This window comes from Herbaspirillum frisingense, assembly GCF_047325095.1.
Lineage (GTDB): Bacteria > Pseudomonadota > Gammaproteobacteria > Burkholderiales > Burkholderiaceae_D > Herbaspirillum > Herbaspirillum frisingense.
In genome coordinates this window covers 160401-175446 of sequence record NZ_CP168558.1, presented here as the reverse complement: position 1 = coordinate 175446, position 15046 = coordinate 160401, and the positions used below count along the sequence as shown (strand labels likewise).

The window sequence follows — 15046 nt, the reverse complement described above, 5'->3', positions numbered from 1 at the left end:
CGTCACGTTCCCTGCAAGACCATGAATAAGAAACTCAATAGCCTCGGCGTCTATATCGCCATTGCCATGCTGGTGGCGCTGTGCCTGCCGGTGGTGCTGGCGCTGACCGTGCTCAACGGCGTGCGCGAAAAGCAGATCGGTATCGAGATGCAGGCACTGGTCAACGAAAAGGCGCAGACCATGCAGCACAGCCTGGTGTTGCCGGTGTGGAGCCTGGACAAGTCCGACATCAATGCCGTGCTGCAAGGGGCCATGCTCGATCCGCAGGTGGTGTCGGCCGAGATCGCCGATCCCGATGAAAAGATCATTGCCCGCGTGGAAGACGGCCAGCGGCGCCTGGGCAATATCATCTCGCGCAGCGTGCCTTTGGTGATGCAGCAGAATCATCAAAACGTGAGCCTGGGCAGCCTGCAGCTGATCGTGTCGGACTACCAGCTGCAACGCAAGCTGGCCGCTGACAAGAGCTTCCACACCCTGGTACTGCTGGCGCAGGCGGTGGCTTCGCTGATCATCATCGGGCTGCTGGTCTATCGTCGCATCCTCCGGCCCATCGGCATGTTGACCGCAGCCACCGAGCGCATCGAGCGCGGCAGCTTCGATGAACGCATCGCCATCCCGCAGCAGGATGAAATCGGTCAGCTGGCGCGCCATATGGAATCGATGCAAAGCAGCCTGAAGGCGCTCTTCGATGAACAGGCGGCCATTCTCGGCAACATCCCGGCGGGGGTGCTGTTCGTGCGCGACGGCAGCATCGTCTTCGTCAACGAGGCCGCCCAGGTCCTGCTCGGCAGTGCGGACAGGAATCTCGTCGGCCAGCCCGCCGAAGAGGTCTTTGTCGAACCAGCCCAGCAGGCGGCCTACGTGGCGCAGGCGGTGGCCCGTTCCAGTGGGGCGGCCGGCGAGATCGTGCTGTTGCGCCGGGGTGATGGCGGCAGCTTCCCGGCCGAATTGCATACCTCGCTGATCGATCCGGCGCGGCCGGCGGACCAGATCTGGGTGGTCATCGATGTCAGTGCACGGCTGGATGCGGAGAACCGTATCGACCGCCTGGCCTTCTATGACCCGGTCACCCAGCTGCCCAACAAGACCCTGTTCATGGACCGCCTGCGACGCGGTCTGGCGCGGCGTCGCAGCAATGGTACGGCCGGGGCGGTCTTTGTGATGGAGATCAGTCGTGCCGATCTCTCCTATGGCGGCGCCAGTTTGGAGGAGATCGAGCAGCTGCTGGTCGAATGTGCGCGCCGCTTCTCCGGGTGTGTCACGCCCGAGCAGACCGTGGCACGCCTGGAGGGCGCGAAGTTCGCGCTGGGCAGCGAGATCCGGACCCAGGACCTGGCCGAATGCCTCCGCTTCTGCGAGACGCTGGCCCATCGCATCATCGCCACCTTCACCGATCCCCATGCCCTCGCCGCTGCGCGCTTCCCTTGTGCGGTCAACCTGGGTATCAATATCGTCCATGACGATCACCACGGCGCGGCCGAACTGCTGATGCAGGCCGAGCTGGCGATGGTGCAGTCGCGCCTGGCCGGCCGCAATACCTTCCGCTTCTTCGACCCTGCCATGCAGGCGCTGGCCAACCAGCGCAGCCTGCTGGAAGCCGAACTGCGCCAGGCGGTCGCGCAGCGCCAGTTCATCGTGTATTACCAGCCGCAGGTGACCTATGAGGGTGAAGTGGTCGGGGCTGAGGCCTTGCTGCGCTGGAAGCATCCGGAAAAGGGCATCGTCGCGCCGGGTGGCTTTATCTCGGTGGCCGAAGACATGGGCCTGATGGAGCAGATCGGTCAGCAGGCATTGCACGCCATCTGTGCCGATCTGCAGGCCTGGCAGCGCCAGGGGCTGGCGCATGAGCTGGTGGTGGCGGTGAACGTGTCGGCGCAGGAATTCAAGGTGGACAATTTCGTGGGCCGCTTCCGCGAGATCATCGGCAAGTATCGCCTCCACAGCCATGCACTGAAGGTGGAGCTGACCGAAAGCATGATGGTGGACCACGTCGAAGACGTGATCGCCAAGATGCAGATGCTGAGGTCCAGCGATATCTCGATCTCGCTGGATGATTTCGGGACCGGTTACTCGTCGTTGGCGTACCTCGGGCGCTTCCCCATCGACCAGATCAAGATCGACCAGAGCTTCGTGCGCGAGATGGAGAAGGATGCGGCCATGGCCAGCATCGTGCGCAGCATCATCATGCTGGGTCAGAGCCTGAACCTGTCCATCCTCGCCGAAGGGGTGGAGACGCAGCAGCAGCGCGACCTGCTGCATGCGCAAGGCTGTTCGCTGTACCAGGGCTACTGGTACGGCAAGCCCATGCCGGGCGAGCAATTCGTCGAACTGCTGACGACGCCGGATCGCTTCCGCTGATCCTCCCGGCAGGGCTGCCGCTGGGCATCAGCGCCGGGTGGTCCGATAGCCAGGCAACCACTCCATCCAGCACGGGCGGCGCGTTGTTGCGCCCGGGCGCTCAGCTTCGTCCTCCTGGACCTCCTCGTCCTCCCTATGCGCCATCCGATACAGCAGCGGCAACACCAGCAGCGTCAACGCGGTGGAGGACAGGATGCCGCCGATCACTACCGTGGCCAGCGGGCGCTGCACTTCCGCACCGGTGCCGGTGGCCAGTGCCATCGGCACGAAGCCCAGTGACGCCACCAGCGCCGTCATCAGCACCGGGCGCAGCCGCGTCATGGCGCCCTCGTGGATGGCCGCATCCAGGCTGCGGCCATCCTCGCGCAGGCTGCGGATGAAGGAGATCATCACCAGCCCGTTGAGCACCGCCACACCCGACAGCGCGATGAAGCCCACCGCTGCCGAGATCGACATCGGAATGCCGCGTGCGGCCAGCGCCAGGATGCCGCCGGTCAGCGCGAAGGGAATGCCGGTGAAGACCAGCAAGCCATCCTTGACGTTGTTGAACATCGCAAACAGCAGCACGAACACCATCAGCAGCGCCACCGGGATGACGATCTGCAGACGTTGCGTGGCCGATTGCAGGTTCTCGAACTGGCCGCCCCAGGTGGTCCAGTAACCGGTGGGGATGCGCACCTCTGCCTGCAGGGCCTGTTCCGCATCGGCCACGAAGGAGCCCAGATCGCGGCCCCGCACGTTGGCGCTGACCACGATGCGGCGCTTGCCGTCTTCGCGGCTGACCTGGTTGGGACCGGGGGCGATGTTGAGCGTCGCCACCTCGGCCAGCGGGACATAGCTGATGCGGCTGGCGCCCTCCTGCAGCGGCAGCGCGATGGGCAGGCGGCGCAGGGCGTCCAGGTCGGCGCGGGAGGCTTCGGGCAGGCGCACTACGATGGCGAAGCGGCGGTCGCCCTGGAACAGCGTGCCGGCCTGGCTGCCGCCGATCGCGGTGGCAATCGTGTCCTGCAGGTCGGACACGTTCAGGCCATAGCGCGCCAGTTTCTGGCGGTCGATGTCCACGCTCAGCATCGGCAGGCCAGTGGTCTGTTCCACCTTCACTTCGGTGGCGCCGCGGGTCTTCTGCAGCACGGCGGCGACCTTGGCGGCGGTGTCGTTGAGCACGCCCATGTCGTCGCCGAAGATCTTGACCGCGACATCGCTGCGCACGCCCGAGATCAGTTCGTTGAAGCGCAGCTGGATGGGCTGCGAGAACTCGTAGCTGTTGCCGGAGATGCGGGCTACAGCCTGCTGGATCGCCTCGCGCAGTTGTTCATGCGTCTTGCGTGGCTGCGGCCATTGCGACTCGGGCTTCAACATGATGTAGCCGTCGGAGATATTGGGCGGCATCGGGTCCGAGGCCACCTCGGCGGTGCCGGTACGGGCGAAGACGCGTTCGATTTCGGGGAATTGCCGCATCAGCGTCTTCTCGATCTGCTGCTGCATCTCCAGCGATTGCGTCAGACTGGTGCCGGGGATGCGCAAGGCCTGGATCGCCATGTCGCCCTCGTTCAGGCTGGGGACGAATTCGGTGCCCAGGCGCGTGGCCAGCACCGCGCACACCACGATCAGCGCACCGGCAAAACTGAGCACCACCGGCTTGTTGTCCATGACGCGTACCAGCAGCGGCGCGTAGAGCCGCTTGGCCCATTGCATCAGGATGTTCTCCCTCTCCGAGACGCGTTCGCCGATGAACAGGGCAATGGCGGCCGGGATGAAGGTCACCGACAGGATCATCGCGCCCAGCAGTGCCGCCACCACGGTGAAGGCCATCGGTGTGAACATCTTGCCTTCCACTCCGGTCAGCGCAAACATGGGCAGGTACACGATCATGATGATCAGTTGGCCGAACAGCAGCGGCCGGCGCGCCTCCCGGGCGGCGGCGAAGACCTCATGGAAGCGCTCGCTGCGCGTGAGCGGGCGGCCGTGGTGCTGCTGCGCATGGGCCAGGCGGCGTAAGCAGTTTTCCACGATCACCACCGCGCCATCGATGATGATGCCGAAGTCCAGCGCACCCAGGCTCAGCAGGTTGGCGCTGACCTTGTTGGAGACCATGCCGGTGAAGGTGAACAGCATAGCCAGCGGAATCACCATGGCCGTGATGATGGCGGCGCGGATGTTGCCGAGGAAGACGAACAGCACCGCAATCACCAGCAGCGCGCCTTCGATCAGGTTCTTCTTGACCGTGGCGATGGCCTTGTCCACCAGCACGGTGCGGTCATAGACGGTGATGGCCTCGACCCCGGCCGGCAGGTTGCGGTTGATCTCGCGCAGTTTCTTGTCCACCGCCTGCGAGACCGTGCGGCTGTTCTCGCCGATCAGCATGAAGACCGTGCCCAGGACCACTTCGCGCCCGTTCTCGGTGGCCGCACCGGTGCGCAACTCACGTCCCATGCCGACCTCGGCCACATCACGGATGCGAATGGGCACGCCGCGTACATTAGCCAGGATGATATTGCCGATGTCTTCCAGCGAGGCCACCTGGCCCGGTGCACGGATCAGGTACTGCTCGCCGCGCCGTTCGATGTAGCCGGCGCCGACATTGCTGTTGTTCTTTTCCAGGGCCTTGATGATGCTGTCCATGGTCATGCCATAGGAGGCCAGGCGTTCGGCCGAGGGGGCGACGTGGTATTCGCGGGCGTAGCCGCCGATGGTGTTGATCTCGGTCACGCCGGGCACCAGCCGCAGCTGCGGCTTGATGACCCAGTCCTGGATCTCGCGCAGGTCGGCTGCGCCATACGGCGTGCCATCGGGTTTGCGGGCGTCCTCGCGGGCTTCCACGGTCCACAGATAGATTTCACCGAGGCCGGTGGAGATCGGCCCCATGGCCGGATCAATGCCGTTGGGCAGCTGGCTCCTGGCCTGCTGGATGCGCTCGTTGACCAGTTGCCGCGCAAAGTAGATGTCGGTGCCGTCCTTGAAGATGACCGTTACCTGCGACAGGCCGTAGCGCGACAGCGAGCGCACCTGTTCCAGTTGCGGCAGGCCCGACATGGCGGTCTCGATGGGGTAGCTGATGCGCTGCTCGGTTTCCAGCGGTGAATAGCCGGGGGCGGCGGTGTTGATCTGCACCTGCACGTTGGTAATGTCGGGCACGGCGTCGATGGGCAGCTTCTGGTAGTTGTAGACCCCATAGGCCGCCATGCCCAGCACCGCCAGCAGGACCAGCCATCGATGCTCGATGGCGAAGCGAATGATGCGTTCAAACATGATCGTCGTCTTTCAGAATGGTGGGAGTGGCGTGACGCGATGGTCGCGATCCGCGTCAATGGCTATGCTCGGCCGCGCCCTTGCCCAGCTCGGCCTTGATGGCGAAGCTGCCGCTGGCGGCGTACTGCTGTCCGGCTTGCAGGCCGGAGAGGATTTCCACCGACCTGCCGTCGCTGCGCCCGGTGCGCACTTCCTGCGCCTTGAAGCCATCGTCCACCCGCACGAAGACCACGCTCTTGTTGTCCACCGTCTGTATCGCTTCCGCATCCACGGCCAGTGCTACCTCGCTGGCCTCGGTCATCACGTCGACGGTGACGAACAGGCCCGGACGCCAGCTCTCCTGCGGATTGGGCAAGACCACATGGGCCTTGGCGGTACGGGTCTGCTCCCCGATCAGGGCGCCGACATAGGAGATGCGGCCGGTAGCGTTCGCCTCGAAGGCGGTGGCGCGCACCACGGCGGCGCTGCCCACGCGGACCTTCTGCAAGTCCTTGGGCGAGACGATGATCTCGGCCCATACGCTGGAGAGGTCGGCGATGATGAAGGCGTTGGCATCCTCGCGCACGGCCTCGCCCAGGCCCAGGTGCTTCTCGACCACGGTGCCGTCGAAGGGGGCGCGGATCTCGTGCCGGCTGAGGGCGCCGCTACCGGTTCCGGTGACACCGATGGCGCGCAGTTTCTGGCGTGCATTGCGCACGGCGACCTCGGCTTCCTGCAGGGAGAATTGCGCCTGCTGGTAATCCTGTTCGGCCGAGATCTTCTGTTCCCACAGCTGTTTCTCGCGTTGCCAGGTGCTGCGTGCCAGGCTCAGGCGCTGTTCGGCGTTGAGCAGTTCGGAACGCTGCTCGGAGACGGCGCTGCTGCTGATGACGGCCAGTACCTGGCCCTTGCGCACCTTCTGGCCCAGCGTGGCCGAGACCGATTCGACCACGCCGGCGACCTGCGGCACCACATGCGCGGTGCGGTCTTCGTTGAAGCGAATCTCGCCCGGCAGTTGCAGGCCGCTTTCGATGCGCGCTGCGCCGACCTGCCTCAGGGCGATGCCGGCGGCAGTGATCTGTTCCTGGCTGAGGGCGACCTTGCCTTCTTCCTCGCCATGTCCTTCCTTGTCCTCGTCGTGGTCTTGATGGGCTCCGTGGTCGTCATGGGCTGGCTTGCCGTCGGACCCAGGTTTTTCCTGATGGTCGTCCTCCTTGTGGGCAGCCTCTTCCTGATGCGTAGAGGCGGCTTCGGCGCCGCCCTGGCCCTTCATCAGGGTCCATCCGCACAGCAGCGCGGTAATGGCGATGATCGCGGCGATGGCGAGTTTCTGTTTGCTGGTCATGGTGGTTCTCATTGCAGGTTGAGGATGGCGTCGCCGGCCAGGCGATCGAGTTCGGCGGCGGCCTGGAAGGCGGTCGACAGGGCTTTCCAGTACTGCGCCCTTGCCTGGAAGTAGGTGCGCTGCGCGTCGAGCACATCGAGGAAGCCGAACTTGCCCAGCGTGAAGCCGGTGCGGGCGGCCAGATAGGCGCTCTGTGCGCCGGGGACGATGTCCTGGCGCAATGCCAGTGCTTCGGTCCGGGCATTGCGCAGGCGCTCGTAGGATTGCGCGGCGTCGTTTTGCATCTGCAGTTCGACCAGGGCCAGTTCGTCACGCGCCTTGTCGGTGCGCTTGATGGCTTCCAGTTCATTGCCGCGATTGCTGTCCAATACCGGGATGGGCAGCGAGAAGCCGACCACCCACATGTTGCGCGCGGCCTCTTCGTCACGCTTGTTGCCTACTGAGAGCGTCAGGTCGGGAACGCGCTTGCTGCTTTCGATGCGTGCCAGCGCGGCGCGCCGTTCCACCTCCAGCCGCGCCAGCTGCACCGCCGGCCCGTTGCCCACGCGTGCGGTGAGGTCGGCGATGGCCGGCAGCGGTGGCAGGGTATCGAGCGCGGTATCGGCCAGCACGAAGTCGGCCTGCCGGGCGTTCCACAGGCTGGCCAGCTGGCCGCGGGCGAGGGTGGCGTCACTCTCTGCCTGCTGGCGTTCCAGTTGGGCCGTGGAGAGCGCCAGTTGTGCCTTGGTCTGTTCTACCGGCGAAACCTTGCCGGCTTGCACGCGCCGCGCCGTCATGTCGGCAGCGGTCTGCGCCAGCTGCACCAGCTCGGCGGCCAGACGCTGGCGTTCACCGGCCAGCAAGGCGTCGTGATAGGCGCTGGTGATGCGGCTGCGCATCTGCTGGCGCAGGCTGGCGTACTCCAGCCTGGCCATGTCCAGCTGGCGCTGTGCCGCATCGATGCGGGCGCTGCGCTTGCCACCCAGTTCGATGGGTTGGTTGATCTGGTAGGTGGTGGTGCGGCTGGCCTTGCGGGTGTCTTCCATGAGCGCAGAAAACTCCGGATTGGGGCGCGCGCCGGCTTGCATCAGGCTGCCTTCGACCGCTTCGATTTCCAGGCGGGCGGCCGACAAGGCCTTGTTGTGGGAGGCCGCCAGGTCCAGTGCGGCGGCCAGGGTGAGGACGGGCGCCGCGTCGGTGGATGGTGCCGAAAACGGGACAGCAACTGGCGGCGTGGCTTGGGCCACGGCCAGGGCCGGCGCGAGCAGGGCAAGCGCCAGCATGGGGATATGCCGGTACATCGAATTCTCCAGTGGTGAAAAGGGGAATCCGGCGAGTGCAGAAAGAAGGGAAGCGTGCTCGCCGGGCTAGGCGGCGAGCGGCCAGTTGGGCTTGTCCGGCCCGTCGGCGATGTGGGAGTTGGGATGGGGGGCGATGGTGCTGAAAACGTCAAGCGTGGTGCCGGTCTGGTCGGCCATTGGCGCGCCCTGCCATTGCATGGATTTCATGCAGGACAGCTGGCAGACCGCACAGGCCGCATCGGCGTCGCCACCCTGCCCCGCGTTGCCGCGACCGTCGGGGGAGGCTTCGTCGCCTGCTGGTGCAGCGGCATGTTCATGGTGGCCGGGGTGGCCGGGATGGTCGGTGGGTGCGGCACCGTGGTTTTCCTTTTCCGGCTGGCAATAGCTGGCCACTGCAGCCCACGAGAGCTGCAACGGCAACAACAAGGCCAGGAAAAGAATCAATGCACGCATGAAGGAGACGTGGGTTTGGCTACCGGCCCGGGACAGGCAGGTAGCCACGATGGGGGCTGTCACCGCAGTCACGGCCACAGCCGCCGTTACCGCTGCGGTAACGGCCGGCGCCGATTATGCCCCGTTGTAGAGCGAGGAGTCAAAGGCCTGGTTCTGGGTGCTGCTGTCCTGCAGGGAGGGCTTGGCGCCGGCGGTCTGCATCGGCTGGCCCAGTTCGGCCGCCTTCAGTTCGGCAACCACGTCGGCGCGGGTCTTGGTGCCTTGGTATTGCACCACCGGATAGTTGTTGCGGGCCGACAGGTTGGCCTGGTCGCGGGCTGCTTCGGTGGGGACGGTGGACTGGGCGAAGGCCGACAGGGAGAAAGCGCTGACCAGGGTGCCGATGACGAGATGCGAGATTTTCATGATGAAGCTCCTTTGAGAAGTGGTTCCACAAGGCCCAGTTCGATGCCCGCCCGGATGGGTGGCGTGCATCGGCCAGGGCCGACGCGATGACCAGTGGTGTGTCTGGCGTATCGTTGGAATGGATTCTAAGGAGCCGGTCCGCTCAGAAAGATTGCCCAGTCATTACAGATTTGTAATGAATGCCCGACGGGGCTGGTTCACAATATCGGCTTATCCGTCAGGAATCCGATCATGCATATCTTGTTGGTGGAAGACGAGCCCAAATCCGGCGACTATCTGCAGCGCGGGCTGACCGAGTCCGGCTTTGTCGTGGACTGGGTGCAGACCGGCGTGGATGGCCTGCACCATGCGCGCACGCTGGACTACAAGCTGATCATCCTGGATGTGATGCTGCCTGGCATGAACGGCTGGGATATCCTGCGCGAACTGCGGCGCAGCCACGATACACCGGTCCTGTTCCTGACCGCGCGCGACGAGGTGGAAGACCGCGTCAAGGGGCTGGAACTGGGCGCCGACGATTATCTGGTCAAGCCCTTTGCCTTCACCGAACTGCTGGCGCGGGTGCGCACCCTGCTGCGCCGTGGCCCCAGCCGCGAGGCCGATGTCATTGATTACGACGATGTCGTGGTCGATGTGGTCAGGCGCAAGGTGACGCGGGCCGGCCAGCGCATCGACCTCACTGCCAAGGAATTTGCGCTTTTGCACATGCTGATCCGGCGGCCGGGCGAAGTGTTGTCGCGCCCGCAGATCGCCTCCCAGGTGTGGGACATGAATTTCGACAGCGATACCAATGTGGTCGACGTTGCCGTGCGCCGCCTGCGTGCCAAGCTCGATGACGGTTTCGACAAGAAGCTGCTGCATACCGTCTGGGGCATGGGCTACGTCTTCGAGGCGCGCCAGTGAGCCAGCGCGCACCGGCCTCGATGAGCCTGCGGCTGGTGGTGCTGTTCGGGCTGCTGGCCTTGCTCATTTTCACGGCGGTGGGCAGCTATCTCTCGCATTCGCTGCATGTGCAGCTGGAGCGGCGCGACGATGAGGAACTGGCCGGCAAGTGCCGCTCCATCAATCATCTGGTCGAACATGCGGCTTCGCTGGACGACATCCTGGCGCGCCGTCATCTGGTACTCGATACCCTCTCCGGTCACGATCAGCTGCTGGTGCGCATCGCCCGCGCCGACGGCAGTACGCTCATGGAAAGCCACGACCCGTCCAGCGGCACGCCGGGTCTGGACCTCTCGCGCATCGACCTGCGCACCTGGGACAGTATCCAGTCGCTGCACATCGGCGATCTGCGCGCCCGCTATATCGCCAGCAAGCCCGTCACGCGCTCGGGGGAGCAGGCGGTGGTGCTGGTGGTGCGCACCGCCTCGGACCGCATGCAGTTGCTGGCCGACTATCGTTCCGACGTATGGTGGGCGGCCAGCATCGGGACGGTCCTGGCGACCTTGCTTGGATTTTTCCTGGTGCGCAGCGGCCTGCGGCCCTTGCGCATGATGGCCCTGCAGACGCGCGCCATTTCCGCCAATCGTCTTGATACCCGGCTCGACCTGCAGGCCGCGCCGCGTGAACTGCACGAGATCGTGCAATCCTTCAATGAGATGCTGGACCGGCTGCATCGCAGCTTCCAGCAACTGAGCCAGTTTTCGGCCGATCTGGCGCACGACCTGCGTACGCCATTGAATAATCTGATGGTGCAGACCCAGGTGGCGTTGGGCAAGCCCCGTGGCATCGATGAATACCAGGCCCTGCTCAGTTCCAATATCGAGGAGTATGAGCGTCTGTCGCGGATGATGGAGAGCATGCTGTTCCTGGCCCGTGCCGAGAACGCCCATGTGGTGCTGCAGATTCAGGACCTCGATGTGGCGCAGGAATTGAATCGCATCGCCGAGTATTTCGAGGGCATCGCCGAAGACGCCCAGGTGGGCATCGCGGTCATCGGCAGCGGGCGCATCCAGGCCGACGTGATGTTGCTGCGGCGCGCCGTCGGCAATCTGGTGGCCAATGCCATCCGCTTTACGCCGGCGCAGGGCAGCATCACGATCGAAGCCAGCACCGTCGATGGTGCCACCGTCATTGCGGTGTCCAACCCCGGCCCGGGCATCCAGGCCGACCTGCTGGAGCGCATCTTCGATCGCTTCTATCGGGCCGATCCCTCACGCAGCAGCGCCAGCGGCTCCAGCGGACTGGGACTGGCGATCGTGCGGTCGATCATGGTGTTGCATGGTGGCCAGGCGGGCGCGAGCAGCATGCCGGGCCGTGAGACGGTGTTCACCCTGCGCTTTCCCATGGCGCAGGCAGGTTCGTCAGGTAAGGCCTGAAGGCCAGGGGCATCGGCCGGACCGGGGTCTCAGCGGGAATCCTCGCTGGGCAGTGCCAGCAGGGTATGCCGCATGAGATCGGGCAATTCCATCTCCAGGGCGATGGCGAGGGCTTCCATGTTGTCCACGGAGATATTGCGATCTCCGCGTTCAACCTCGCTCAGGTAGGTGCGACTGATGTCAGCGCGGAATGCCAGTTCTTCTTGTGACATCTCTTTAAGCCGGCGAACTCTGCGAACGTTTTGTCCGAAGATGATGCGGGCGCTTGGTGGAGTCTCTGTATTTTTCATGTGCGCAAGGATCGGGCGGCTAGGGGTGACGGTCGATTAGCTACAATTACAAACGCACAAACTATCCGTGACAAACACTTATACCTGCGAATCTCTCGCGGAATAATCGAAAAATAACGAGATTGTTATCGTAGTTTGGTTGAGTATTTCTTCGAAAAAGCTCTAGTTTTTCTTCGAAATAATCAGAACTTTCGCTGTTGATTGTTGCTCTTTGTCTCATCCCGCGAGCAAAAGGACCTTCATCACACGCACTGCATCGACATGGACAAATCACAAGCCTTGCGTCGCGCCAAACGATTGGCCCTGATCTGCCTGCTGGCGGCGATGACGCTGTTCGTCGGCGCGTCGCTGGCGCCGCCTTCGCCGTGGAGCGGCCTGCTGCGGGCCATGGCCGAAGCGGCGATGGTGGGCGCGCTGGCCGACTGGTTTGCGGTGAGCGCCTTGTTCCGCCATCTGCCACTGCCCTGGTTGTCGCGGCACACCGCCATCATCCCGCGCAACAAGGATCGCATCGCCGACAACCTGGCGGTGTTCGTCGAAGAGAAATTCCTGAGCCCGCAATCGCTCGCTGCGCTGGTGCGTCGGCACGATCCGGCGCAGCGCTTGTCGGCCTGGATGGCCGCACCCGAGAATGCCGCCCGCCTGGGCAGCTACATGGCGCAGGCGGTCGGTGCCGTGCTCACGCTCACCGACGACCGTCGCATCCAGGCCTTCGTGCGCGACGCCTTGCATGCGGCATTGGGCAAGCTGGACCTGTCGCGCTCGCTGGCCACCATCCTCGATACCCTTACCCTGGACGGCCGCCACCAGCAGTTGCTGGACCGCGCCATCGTGGCACTGGCCGAACTGCTCAATCGCGAAGAGACCCGCGCCTTCATCGCCGAACGCATGGTGGAATGGTTGCAGCGCGAATATCCCAAGATCGAAAAGCTGCTGCCGTCCAGCTGGATCGGCGAGAAATCCGCCGCCACCCTGGCCGACATCCTGGACAAACTGCTCAGCGGCATCGCCGAGGACCCGCAACACTCGCTGCGCCAGGCCTTCGACCGCCAGTTGGCGGGCTTCATCGAGCGTTTGAAGCAGGACCCCGCCCTGCGCGAGCGCGCCGAGCAGATCAAGCGCGAGGTCCTGCAAGGCGAGGCCGTGAACGCCTATGTCGGCAGTCTCTGGGAGAGCTTGCGCACCTGGCTGCGGCAAGACCTGGAACGCCCCGATTCGGCCCTGCATGCGCAGGCTGCTGCCGCCACGCAATGGATAGGTCGCGCGCTGCAGGAGGACGCCGCGTTGCGCGCCTCCCTCAACGATCACCTGGAGCGGGCCATGGCCAGCCTCAGCCCGGAGGTAGCGCAACTGCTCACGCGCCACATCAGCGACACCATCAAGCAATGGGACAGCGCCGAGCTGTCGCGCCAGATCGAACTGAACATCGGGCGCGACCTTCAGTACATCCGCATCAATGGCACGCTGGTGGGGGGATTGATCGGCGCCCTGCTGTTCGGCCTGTCATGGTTGATGCAATGGGCCGCACACGGGCCATGACGCCTGGGCAGGGTGAACCGGACTACTGATCCATCTCCTTGAGGGTCTTGCGCATGATCTTGCCGGTGGCCGTGGTGGGCAGCGCATCGACGAAGGCGATCACGCGGGGATACTCGTGGGCCGCCAGTTGCGTCCGCACATGCTGCTGCAGTTCGGCCACCAGTGCCTGACCCGGTGCATGGCCCTCCTTGAGCACCACGAAGGCTTTCACCACCTCGGTCCGCAATGCATCCTTGATGCCCACCACCGCCGCGATGCGCACCGCCGGATGGCGCATGATGCACTCCTCGATCGGCGCCGGCCCGATGCGATAACCGGCGCTGGTGATGACATCGTCATTGCGGCCCAGGTAACGGATATAGCCCTGTTCATCCATGTTGCCCAGATCCCCCGTGAGCAGGAAGTCGCCGGCGAATTTCTCCTGAGTGGCCTCTTCGTTGCGCCAGTAGCGCAGGAACATCACCGGGTCCGGCGCGCGGATGGCGATGTTGCCGACGCTGCCACGCGGGACGATCCGGCCATCCTCGTCGACGATCTGCACATCGTGGCCAGGCACGGCGCGGCCCATGCTGCCCGAAGCACTGGGATAGAGCTTCGACGAGGATGAGACCACCAGATTGCATTCGGTCTGGCCATAGAATTCGTTGATGGTAACGCCCAGTGCTTCGCGTCCCCAGGCGATCAGGTCATCACCCAGTGTCTCGCCACCGCTGGCCACGCTGCGCAGCGAGAAATTCCACTGTTCCCGGGGTGAGGGTGTCCCGCGCAGCATCTTCAGGGCGGTCGGCGGGAAGAACACATTGCGGATGTCATGCCGCGCCAGCAGGCCGAACACGGCCTCGGCATCGAACTTCTCCAGGCGCCGCGCCACCACCGCCACGCCGTGGTACAGCGACGGCAGCAAGACGTCCAGCAGCCCCCCGATCCAGGCCCAGTCGGCTGGCGTCCAGAAGCGGTCGCCAGGCTGCGGGAAGCTGTCGTGCGAGACCTCCACCCCCGGCAGATGCCCCAGCAGCACCCGATGCGCGTGCAGCGCCCCCTTGGCCTTGCCGGTGGTGCCGGAGGTATAGATGATCATGGCCGGATCGTCGGCCCGTGTTGCCACCGCCTGCGGCAGCGGTGCCGCCGCGCGCAGGCGATCCCAGAAGTCGGTGGTCTGCGGCAGCACGATATCGGACTGCTCCACACAGAACACCACCTTCAGCGCCGGCAGTTCGCCGGCCAGGTGGACCTTGTCCATGCCGCTGCTGTCGGTCACCAGCGCCGCCGCTTCGCTGTTCTGCAGCCGATAGGCGATGGCCTCCGGCCCGAACAGGTAGAACAGCGGCACCGTGATCGCCCCCAGCTTGTAGGCGGCGATATGGGTGATCACCGTCTCGATGCGTTGCGACAGGTAGATACCGATGCGGTCCCCGCGCCCGATGCCGGCCTCCGCCAGCACCTGGGCAAACTGGTCGCTCAGGGTCTTGAGCTGGTCGTAGCTCCAGGTGGTGACGCTGCCGTCGGCCTCTTCGCTGATGATGGCGGGACGGCCACTGCCATCGGCCCAGCGGTCGCAGGTGGCGATGCCGATGTTGAAGAATTCGGGTATCTGCCATTGGTACGGCGCCGCTTCCTCGTGGCGGTAGTGCGTGCCATTGATCACGGTGCGTGGCGGGATGGTGGGATTCACTTCTGGTCTCCTTCGGGTGTCGGGGCCGTACGGTCCCGGGTGGTCCGGTGGGCGCTGCCTACGCGGGCGCGCCTCTGATTTGTGGGTCAGGCCGGTATGAGCCTGTCTTTCACCGCCTTGGCCTTGTCGCAGCATGCGGGACTGCGTGCAGGCCGTCC

The 15046-nt window shown here is 64.7% G+C and carries 11 protein-coding genes; 4 read left to right on the top strand and 7 right to left on the bottom strand.

Features of this window, described 5'->3' with window-relative positions; all coding sequences use genetic code 11:
• The first annotated feature begins 21 nt into the window (after positions 1-21).
• Complete coding sequence (locus ACEOAC_RS00880; protein WP_413443569.1) at positions 22-2358, top strand: putative bifunctional diguanylate cyclase/phosphodiesterase; 2337 nt, start codon at positions 22-24, stop codon at positions 2356-2358.
• Positions 2359-2385: 27 nt separating this feature from the next.
• On the opposite strand, the gene ACEOAC_RS00875 is transcribed toward ACEOAC_RS00880, so the two are convergent.
• The 5 genes from ACEOAC_RS00875 to ACEOAC_RS00855 form a co-directional block, all read right to left on the bottom strand.
• On the bottom strand, positions 2386-5607 hold the full coding sequence (locus ACEOAC_RS00875) for a CusA/CzcA family heavy metal efflux RND transporter (protein WP_413443568.1): 3222 nt from the start codon (positions 5605-5607) through the stop codon (positions 2386-2388).
• Positions 5608-5662: 55 nt separating this feature from the next.
• Positions 5663-6931: an efflux RND transporter periplasmic adaptor subunit gene (locus tag ACEOAC_RS00870; protein ID WP_413443567.1), complete on the bottom strand. Its 1269-nt coding sequence runs from the start codon at positions 6929-6931 to the stop codon at positions 5663-5665.
• An 8-nt stretch (positions 6932-6939) separates the two neighbouring features.
• On the bottom strand, positions 6940-8211 hold the full coding sequence (locus ACEOAC_RS00865) for a TolC family protein (RefSeq protein WP_413443566.1): 1272 nt from the start codon (positions 8209-8211) through the stop codon (positions 6940-6942).
• 66 nt (positions 8212-8277) lie between these two features.
• Complete coding sequence (locus ACEOAC_RS00860) at positions 8278-8664, bottom strand: cobalt transporter (RefSeq protein ID WP_413628637.1); 387 nt, start codon at positions 8662-8664, stop codon at positions 8278-8280.
• Positions 8665-8778: 114 nt separating this feature from the next.
• Complete coding sequence (locus tag ACEOAC_RS00855; RefSeq protein WP_006463461.1) at positions 8779-9069, bottom strand: DUF4148 domain-containing protein; 291 nt, start codon at positions 9067-9069, stop codon at positions 8779-8781.
• A gap of 231 nt (positions 9070-9300) precedes the next feature.
• Between ACEOAC_RS00855 and ACEOAC_RS00850 the strand changes: the two genes are divergently transcribed.
• Both ACEOAC_RS00850 and ACEOAC_RS00845 read left to right on the top strand, forming a co-directional pair.
• Positions 9301-9972: a heavy metal response regulator transcription factor gene (locus ACEOAC_RS00850; RefSeq protein WP_006463462.1), complete on the top strand. Its 672-nt coding sequence runs from the start codon at positions 9301-9303 to the stop codon at positions 9970-9972.
• Positions 9969-11387, top strand: a complete 1419-nt coding sequence (locus tag ACEOAC_RS00845) for a heavy metal sensor histidine kinase (protein ID WP_413443564.1) — start codon at positions 9969-9971, stop codon at positions 11385-11387. The genes ACEOAC_RS00850 and ACEOAC_RS00845 overlap by 4 nt, the downstream gene beginning before the upstream one ends.
• Before the next feature lie 29 nt (positions 11388-11416).
• On the opposite strand, the gene ACEOAC_RS00840 is transcribed toward ACEOAC_RS00845, so the two are convergent.
• Positions 11417-11677, bottom strand: a complete 261-nt coding sequence (locus tag ACEOAC_RS00840; RefSeq protein WP_077236492.1) for a helix-turn-helix domain-containing protein — start codon at positions 11675-11677, stop codon at positions 11417-11419.
• 261 nt (positions 11678-11938) lie between these two features.
• Between ACEOAC_RS00840 and ACEOAC_RS00835 the strand changes: the two genes are divergently transcribed.
• Complete coding sequence (locus ACEOAC_RS00835; protein WP_413443563.1) at positions 11939-13216, top strand: DUF445 domain-containing protein; 1278 nt, start codon at positions 11939-11941, stop codon at positions 13214-13216.
• A gap of 22 nt (positions 13217-13238) precedes the next feature.
• Here ACEOAC_RS00835 and ACEOAC_RS00830 read toward each other — a convergent pair whose 3' ends face one another.
• Positions 13239-14861: an acyl-CoA synthetase gene (locus ACEOAC_RS00830; RefSeq protein WP_413443571.1), complete on the bottom strand. Its 1623-nt coding sequence runs from the start codon at positions 14859-14861 to the stop codon at positions 13239-13241.
• Positions 14862-15046 lie beyond the last annotated feature (185 nt).